The organism is Pseudomonadales bacterium (assembly GCA_013215025.1).
Classification (GTDB): Bacteria; Pseudomonadota; Gammaproteobacteria; order Pseudomonadales; family DT-91; genus DT-91.
Window position 1 is genome coordinate 1 of the sequence record JABSRR010000156.1, and the last position, 8,322, is coordinate 8,322.

The 8,322-nt window shown below is 51.7% G+C and carries 8 protein-coding genes; 7 read left to right on the forward strand and 1 reads right to left on the reverse strand.

Annotation, left to right across the window (positions count from 1 at the left end; genetic code table 11):
• Both HRU21_10335 and HRU21_10340 read left to right on the forward strand, forming a co-directional pair.
• On the forward strand, positions 1-173 hold a 173-nt coding region (locus HRU21_10335; GenBank protein NRA42687.1), incomplete at its 5' end, for a hypothetical protein.
• A gap of 800 nt (positions 174-973) precedes the next feature.
• On the forward strand, positions 974-1,234 hold the full coding sequence (locus HRU21_10340) for a hypothetical protein (GenBank protein ID NRA42688.1): 261 nt from the start codon (positions 974-976) through the stop codon (positions 1,232-1,234).
• 831 nt (positions 1,235-2,065) lie between these two features.
• Here the strand turns inward: HRU21_10340 and HRU21_10345 are convergent.
• Positions 2,066-2,299 (reverse strand): hypothetical protein, encoded by a 234-nt coding sequence (locus HRU21_10345; GenBank protein NRA42689.1) that lies wholly within the window; start codon positions 2,297-2,299, stop codon positions 2,066-2,068.
• Between the two features lie 84 nt (positions 2,300-2,383).
• On the opposite strand from HRU21_10345, the gene HRU21_10350 reads away from it, so the two are divergent.
• From HRU21_10350 to HRU21_10370, 5 genes are all read left to right on the forward strand, one after another.
• Positions 2,384-3,115, forward strand: a complete 732-nt coding sequence (locus tag HRU21_10350; GenBank protein NRA42690.1) for a hypothetical protein — start codon at positions 2,384-2,386, stop codon at positions 3,113-3,115.
• A 231-nt stretch (positions 3,116-3,346) separates the two neighbouring features.
• On the forward strand, positions 3,347-4,084 hold the full coding sequence (locus tag HRU21_10355; protein NRA42691.1) for a hypothetical protein: 738 nt from the start codon (positions 3,347-3,349) through the stop codon (positions 4,082-4,084).
• Positions 4,085-4,838: 754 nt separating this feature from the next.
• Positions 4,839-5,675: a hypothetical protein gene (locus HRU21_10360; GenBank protein ID NRA42692.1), complete on the forward strand. Its 837-nt coding sequence runs from the start codon at positions 4,839-4,841 to the stop codon at positions 5,673-5,675.
• A 1,253-nt stretch (positions 5,676-6,928) separates the two neighbouring features.
• Positions 6,929-7,762 (forward strand): hypothetical protein, encoded by an 834-nt coding sequence (locus HRU21_10365; protein NRA42693.1) that lies wholly within the window; start codon positions 6,929-6,931, stop codon positions 7,760-7,762.
• Between the two features lie 299 nt (positions 7,763-8,061).
• Positions 8,062-8,322: hypothetical protein (locus tag HRU21_10370; GenBank protein ID NRA42694.1), on the forward strand; the 261-nt coding region annotated here is incomplete at its 3' end.

An 8,322-nucleotide genomic window follows, 5' to 3' on the forward strand; every position in this document is an offset into this window, starting at 1 on the left:
AGCTGCTGGGAGGGCTGACCGCGGATCAGTTTGCGGAGAGGGCGGAGCACGAGCAAGCGGAGGTGTTCAAGGAGGTGACCGGCAAGAAATTCCGGGTGCATTTCCTGGTGCAGACCAAGACCGACAAGTACGGGCGCCTGCGACAGAGAGTCTGCCAGATTGAAAAAATGTAAGTTGATTGAAAATTAAATTTAGAAAATTTTAAATTGTTTAAATTGGTTTGATGCATGGACGTGGTCGAGGAAGATGCATGCTTGACATTTCAACTTCTCTTGCAAGGAGAAGCGACGGTCCGATGTCGATGCCTGTAGGCGGTTCGCTTCCGATGCCTGCTCTGGCGATGGCACTGACACACACTCAGAAAAAGAAGTTGCTTCCTTTTCCTACAGCGCCTCCCTATCAGGGCAAAGGACACAGCGGCCGCATTCATAAGGGCGAGCGGCAGAAGGCTACCAAGCGCTGTTGAGCGGCCTGTTATTGATGGATTGTGTGTTGCGATGAATCACGAGATTGAAAGCCGGAGATATTTCAGCAGTGAGGTGTATAATCTTATGCACTGTACAAACTCACATTTTTACACACACAAAACCAGTAATTACTTTAAGTTCATCCCAGCGCAAGGTTCTCGCTGTTTGAACCAAAATGGACAACCATCAGGACTCCAAAGCCAATGTGAAGATGGACGAGTGTCAGCTCAAATGCAAAGAGCCAAACAAGGTGTGATGCTCAGCCCTCCGCTACATGGTGATGTTTTCCTCGCGCAAATGCGCAACAGCAACGCAACACGCGTAAGATCTACGAGGTGGTGCCCGAGTGTCATGCATCTGCTTCAGCAACGCGTAAGAAGCGCAGGCTCAACTCCGACATCCTCGAGGCGAAAAACGCGGACGATGAGAGCGAGGTCACAGCCACGGTCAAAGAGGAGATTGGGCAGGGTCCTGAGCAGAGCGTCGAGGAGAAGCGCGAGCAGCCGGTGACGGCATCACACAGCGATACCACAGCAATCTGCGTGAATGGAGTCGAATCGGTGTGCTGGCGCATGCATCGCGCAGCAGGCAACGCGACTTATATTGTGGTTGTGCCCGGCCATGGCGTGCGCATGGTCCTGTTGGGTGGGCGAGGAATTGCGCGTGGCTATACGGTGCGACAGCTTGGGACGGACCCAGAGGGATCAGATGTCCGTGTGATGGTTGCGCACCTCCGAGTGCACTTTCCGCGCCTATTTCGCGGTTAGTTTGTAACAGACTTGCACATGACACAAAGGCGCCAGTGCGTATAGAACTCTTGCGACACGGACGGTGTCCTTGCCCCAGTGTCTGTTGCAACGGATCAGACATTTTTTGATTCAACTCAGATACTTACAATCGACTCATGTTACGATGTTGAGGTTCATGGCAGACTCGTGCAATCCATTCATGATGTTCTGCGCACTGTGCAAACTCACATTTTTGCGCGCGCAAATCCAACGGGTACACTGAAAGTAGCGGCATTGAGAGTGAGTTCACGATGATTGACGCCGAGGATGCAATCGAACTGGCTGCTGCACTTGGAGTTGCAGACGGAGTGCGTTGGCTGGGACATCGACATCATTGAGATGATAACCGGATTGTAGAAGAAGAACAAAAAGCCCAAGATGCACTATGCAGCACTGGGCAACTTCTATTCCGAGATGTTCGACGTGAAGCCTGAGTCTGATACTTACAATCGACTCATGTTACGATGCCGCGGTTCGTAGCAGATTCGTGCTATCCATTCATGGTGTTATGTACACTGGGTGTGCTCACTCCTTTTCTCAAATTGTCATGCGATGCGCGATGACTTGAATTAAAACATTAGCATACAATCTCATTGGTCAGTGGTGGCTTGAGTATATTCGCGTACTGCGGTCTTCACCCGCTTGAGTATACTTTTATAGAGTCGAATTCTCCGTTTCGCTTTGCCCAGCTCTTGCTGTAGTACATAGATGCGTTCATTTGCGGTTTGTAGTGCTCTTTGCGATTCAGCCTCTGTAGAGAAGGAACGAGGTCGTGGTCTGCGTTGTACCACCTTGCATTTGACGCGCGGGTCAGTTGGGTGATAGGTTGGCGCCGCTTGCGTCTTTTTCTGTGGCTTTGGGCGATGGCGTGTCTTGCGTTGTACCACCTTGCATTTGACGCGAGAGTTTGGGTGTGACATGCTTTGTTGCTGTCAAAGTTGAAAACCACGCGAAACCAGTTAGCACTGTTGAGGTCGTTCCGTTCGTGACAAAAGCGGGGTGCACCGCTTTTGCATCTGCATTATTGATCCCTGCCTCATTCATAATAATTCAACCAGAAAAGACTTTTCAGCCCTCTCTCTCTCTCTTCCCGCGCACTCTGAATCACGACTGCAACTGAGATCGGAAATGACGACGTTCTCGACTGCCATCACAGTGGTCATCGCCGTGCCAGTCGCACTGTTGCTCTTTGTCATCGTGTGCCTGACCGCGACCTTGAAGTCGGTCATGACGCAGAGCACTCGCGCGATGCTCTTTTTCGCCAACGGCAACAACGCCGTCTTTGGCAGCAGCCAACACACAACATTGAATCCTTACTCCACGGATGCGTCGGAGCCGCTCTGCATAGAGTCAGCCAACAGATTCGGGCGATTCCTCCCCATTGAAAAGAAGGGAAACTGCACAGAGAGAAATAATTTACCCGCAGACAAGCTCCAGCTCAAGATAGGAGCTCCCATCATGGTTCTGCGAAACATTGACCCGCTCAATGGTCTGTGCCACGGCACCACAGGAATTGTGACCTGGTTCCTGCCGCATCTGATTGGAATGAAGACAATAGACGCTGATGGGAACCCCAAAATGGTACTCCTTCAACCGCGCGACTGTGCGATGTTCGAGCGCCGTCTTCTCGGCCTGCGTCGGTTCCTACGCCGGGTCCTTGACGCAAAGTCCAAAAAACCACGCGACGAACTCAAGCAATACATAGACAGTCGCTACTGCAGTTTCGCCGAGGCTGCGTGTCGGCTGTTTGGGTACAAGACGTGCATGGGCTGGGCGCGACTGAGTCTCAGCAAGCAGCACATGACCATCCACAAATTGCAAGGGCAAACTTGGCATGACGAAGCGAACAAGTGGACGTAGACTTCTGTGTGGCTCAAAATTAAATTGATATTTTGTTTGACCTTACAAAATAATCGCACATGCGTTCGATCATGCGCATCCTCAACGCAAAAAGTACCGGCGTCAATTCCTAGCTTACGCAATCATATCATAATTTTTTGTCAATATCCATCCACCATGACTTGCCCTGTTCAGCCCGAGTCAGTCCATCTTGACTTTCCAATCAGCGCATCGCCCAGTCCAAAAGCGGACATGTCGTCCCAGTCACCAGTGCGCACACGGCAGCGCTCTTCTGGTGACTCGGCCATCAGCAATGAATCCGACTGCCATCGCCGCAAGCGCTCTTCCGGTGACTCAGGCACCAGCAATGATTCTGATCACCATCGCCGCAAGCGCTCTTCTGACAAGCGCTCTTCGGATGACTATGATTCTGATCACCATCGCCGCAAGCGCTCTTCTGACAAGCGCTCTTCGGGTGACTATGATTCTGATCACCATCGCCGCAAGCGCTCTTCTGACAAGCGCTCTTCGGGTGACTCGGCGACCAGCAATGATTCCGATCGCTACCAGGACATGCGCATCCCCAAAAAGAGTGCGTGGTCAAGACACTGCTCTCAAAACATTCGTCGCGACCCTGTGCCCTCTTTCCGCCAACTTCAGCACCAAAGTCCCGTACAGCCTGCTTTGCATCGACAACAGGCAACATTGTTTCAACTGGAACAGCAGGTCCAGCAGGAAGCGTATCAACTGAATAAGGCTGCCATCTTTGCCAAGCAGCAACAGCTCGAGATGCTGCGCATCAACAAAATGTATAACTGGCGCACCGGAGAGATGTACAACAGGAACCGGATCCAGGTGCAAAAGGAGACCATGAGCATCAGCGAGGGGCTCAACCCACTGAAGAAACGCCCAAACAAACGTTACAGGGGGTGGATGGCCCGACAGATTCAAAACCAGCGTCGACAGTCGCACAAAAGACGTAAAATTTAACATTGAAACAATACAGGCGTCACTCGCCCTTCAAAGTCATTCTGATTCTGTGCTGTACAGCACTCGATACTCCCGACATTCTGCGCAAATGATTTCGTACATTCCATTGTCATCGCATTGCTCGCAGCATGGTGAGCAACAGCTTCCCTCCGTCCACGTTTCCTCACAAAATAGCTGAAGATGCCGCGAGTCTCGGCACCGTGGGCAGCGCGCAAAATAGTCGAAGATGATGTCGATAATGGCGGAGATGTCAACTCCTGCTTTCCTGGCGTATCCAGTGGCGAGGCCGCGAGGTGTGTGGGCAGACATGATCACGTGAATGGAATAAGCACGGATGCTCTGAAGCTACTGAGTGTGACAAGTAACACTTTTTTTTTTCCAAGTCGATCGGTAGGGACATGGGCCTTGGAACAGGCGTGCAGCTGTTGCTGCGCAAGTGTATGTAGCAGTATATGCCGCATATGCAGCTGAATTCGACTCAGTCAAAAATTCGACTCAGTCTCAAACATTATGATATTTCGCGTTTCATGATTCCGTAGCTCATTTGACACATCTGACCCTTCCTCTCCTCATATCCCTCCCTTCAAACCGCATCAAGCAATCAAGTCCGAAGCGTCTAAGTTCGACGTCCCTCGAGATGACCACCGCCAGTGAGGAAGGCAAGGACACGCGCTGTATGTGCCGCTCTCGGCCACCCAAGATGCAGCTCGAGATGCTGCGATCGTTTCACGGACTGTGTCTCTGTGGCCATACCATGGCGCACCTGCTGCTGGGTTACGAACCCGGCACGATCCAACACTTCAAGTACGCGTCGCGCATGATCGTGTTTATGTTCAACACCATGCACAAGAAAGTCCCAGGCTATCTGTCCCCCGTCTTCGAGATCATCTGCAGACTCCACGGCGACGACTTTTCGGCGAGTTACGGTGACCTCATCTTCGGGCTGTTCAACGTCCACCAGTCGCCGTGCGGCAGATCGATGCTCATGTACTGGGCGATCAAGGCCTTCATGAAGGAGCAGGAGCTGAAAGAGCAGAGCGTGACGCCGACCGAAGGCCTCGAGGACGCCATCGAGGGTGCCGACTCGGGCAATGTCGATCTCTGCTGCGATGCCGTGTGCGCGGTGAACAGCCATGGCTTCTCTGTCTTTGATGTCGCGGAGCAGGTGCACGGCGGTGCATCCGACTCGGAACAAAATCTCAAAAGTGCCAGTCTCATCGCCGACTTCATGTACGAAAACATGCGCGACGAAGAGCAACGCCGCGGCAAAAAGCGCCGCAATCCGGTCGCCACAGAGATCCGCCCACGAAAGAGGCGCAAGCTCAACGTCAGCAAGAAGAGCATCTCGGTGCCCGTGGTGTCCATCACAACGCCGATGTCGACCAAGCTCACCACGCAACAGGTGCTCAAGGCTATTGCCATGACGGGCGACGACAGCACCAAGCGGACGATCGCCAAGTACATTGTGAAGACATACAATGTCGACAACAATGAGACGCTCAAGAATCACGTCATTCAAGTGGTCAACAAGGGCCTCAAGACGAACCTGATCAAGAAAGGTTCGACGAGCTACCGTTTCAGCCTGATCTGAGGTTGATAAATTGAAAGTATTGTTTGAGATTGGATTGTATTTTTGTAATTTTAGCTTTAGATTTGTCGACGCTCGCGCGGCGTCTATGATTTCTCAGTCAAAAGTTTTCGCACAATGGTAGAGACCAAGCTACCAAAGTGTGCGCACATTGGAGTTTTAGCTCGCATTGTTTGGTCAGACATGAGTCTTGGCTGCGGTTGGTTCGAATCATTAAAGAGGCGCCTCGTCAAAGACTGCGCCAAGGGAGGCTACAATTCAGCCGATAGAATGAATTGCGGACCAACTATCCGGCTCATGCCGGCTTCCTCAATTTACATTGGTGTTCGATAGATCTACTCCACCGAGGGACATTTTGCGATTCACTGCTTGCGTCAAGTTCATCGCTGATCATATTCAACTGCACTGTTCTACCACAGATCAAAGTTCGAACACAGTAATGCTTTGAAAAATTGTTGTGAATTGTTGGACACTCTCATCTCAGGCCATTGCGATCTCGTGATCGTCGGCGGAATGAAGTGAGCTCTTGGATGTGCCAATAAAAAATTGGCCGACCTCGCCCTTCACCCTCAACTTACATTGGCGTTCGATAGATCTATACCACCGAGGGACATTTTGCGATTCACTGCTTGCGTAAATTCCATCGCTGATCATAGTCAACTGGCACTGTTCTACCACAGATTGAAGTGAAATTGCGGTGGATGTGCAGTAATCATCTCGAACTGCCCACTGAAACTCGGACTGACGCAGATCATCACATGGTTGATCAGCAAACTGCAGAGACGGAGCTGGCCCAAGCGGTCGTCTGGGTGCTCCGGGACGCTCTACGGTAGTAGGCGAGGTAGGTTCGCCGCGATGGTGTTTGATAGTTCTGCACCACAGAGGGACAGTTTGCGATGCACTGCTTGCGTAAATTCCATTGCTGATCATATTCAACTGCACTGTTCTGTCCCAGATCAAAGTTTGGGCACAGTAATGCTTTGAAATTGATGTGGATTCACAAAGCAATGTTGAAGCCCAATTTTGCGAAGTTGGATTCTTTGCAGCGCAAAACACATTTGCATCGCTACGGGAGTGAGTATGTGTTGCTCAAGGTGTCTCCTTCGAGTGAGTTGAGATAGTGGTTGGTTTCCGCTCAACTTATGATATCTTTGGTCTCATGATTCTTGAATACATTTGACACATTTGATCCTTCTCCTTCCATCCACTCTTCAACCCACATCAAGTGATTGCCGACGCATTTTGGGAAGACCAGCATGCCCGCTTATCGCCTGCGTCGGCGACGCGTTACTGTGCCTCCAGTGCAGCTCGAAATGCCAGTCGCGTGGCACGGACTATGTCTCACTGCCTTTGCCGTCACGCACCAGCTGCTGGAGTACGCATCCGACCCAGACCAACACGTGGAGGTCGCGCAACGCATGGCCGAGTTTCTGTACAACAACATGCGCGAGAAGACCACGGGCTATCTGCCCATTCTCTTCGACATCATCAACCGACGCCACCGCTACTGCTTTTCGTTGGATTACGGCCACATCATCCTCGGGCTGTTCAACGACAACGAGTGGGACCGACACACACTATCCAGATCGAGGATGATGTATCGGGCGCTCCACGCCTACTTGACACAGTATACCGTGGTGCAGACCGACGGCTTCGTGCATTACGACGATGATTACGTCTCGTGCGGTGTCGACAAGCTCTGCTGCGACATGAAATGCGCGTGGCACGACTACGGCTCCACAGTCTTTGGTGTCGCGCAGCAAGTGCTGGGCGGTGCATCCGACCCAAAGCAGAATCTCAAATTCGCACTCCTCATCACCCGGTTCCTGAATGAAGCACCGCGCGACAAGGAGCAACGCCGCAGCAAAAAGCGCTGCATCATCTGCAACTCACCCGTCCGCGCACGAAAGAAGCGCAAGCTCAATATCAGCGAGAAGGAGGAGCAACAGGTACCGAAGTACCAAAGCGGAGATCTGGTATCAGCGGCAACCTCCCAAGCAGTAGACCACTGTATCCGAAAGCAGGCACAGTTCATCAACTGCCTGAAACGCGGACTCAAGAACCAGCAAGTGGTCGACAAGGGCTGTTGATGAGTGCCGGCAAGATGGCAAAGTGATAAATTGAAAGGAAAGTAGTGTTTTAAATTGTTTAAAATTGGACATTTTAGTTTGAGATCCAAATGAAACGAACCAGACGTTTGAGCAGACACGGGCTCTGCAATAGACACGCAGCAGTTGCTGCGCAAATCGACTCAGTCTCAAACATTATGATATCTCACGTTTCATGATCCCTTGGCTCATTTGACACATTTGACCCTCCTCCTACATCCCTCCCTTCGGACCGCATCAAGCAATCAAGCCCGAAGCGTCCAAGTTCGACGCACTTCAAGATGACCACCGCCAGTGAGGGTGGCACGCGCTGTATGTGCCGCTCTGAGCAACCCAAAGTGCAGCTCGACATCATGGACGTGTGGCACGGACTATGTCTCGGTGCCTTTGCCGTCACGTACCGGCTGTTGGGGTTCGCACCCGACTCGGACCAATATCTCGAGATCGCGCAGCTCGTGGCCGAGTTCATGTTCAGAAACATGCGCGACAAAGACACGGGCTATCTGTCCGACGTCTTCGACATTATCCACCAACGCCACACC

What these genes read in the sequence shown, in the direction of transcription:
- HRU21_10345 (NRA42689.1), bottom strand. Translation starts at nt 2,299, where the DNA reads ATGAATGAGGCAGGGATCAATAATGCAGATGCAAAAGCGGTGCACCCC.
- HRU21_10350 (NRA42690.1), top strand. Translation starts at nt 2,384, where the DNA reads ATGACGACGTTCTCGACTGCCATCACAGTGGTCATCGCCGTGCCAGTC.
- HRU21_10355 (NRA42691.1), top strand. Translation starts at nt 3,347, where the DNA reads ATGTCGTCCCAGTCACCAGTGCGCACACGGCAGCGCTCTTCTGGTGAC.
- HRU21_10360 (NRA42692.1), top strand. Translation starts at nt 4,839, where the DNA reads ATGGCGCACCTGCTGCTGGGTTACGAACCCGGCACGATCCAACACTTC.
- HRU21_10365 (NRA42693.1), top strand. Translation starts at nt 6,929, where the DNA reads ATGCCCGCTTATCGCCTGCGTCGGCGACGCGTTACTGTGCCTCCAGTG.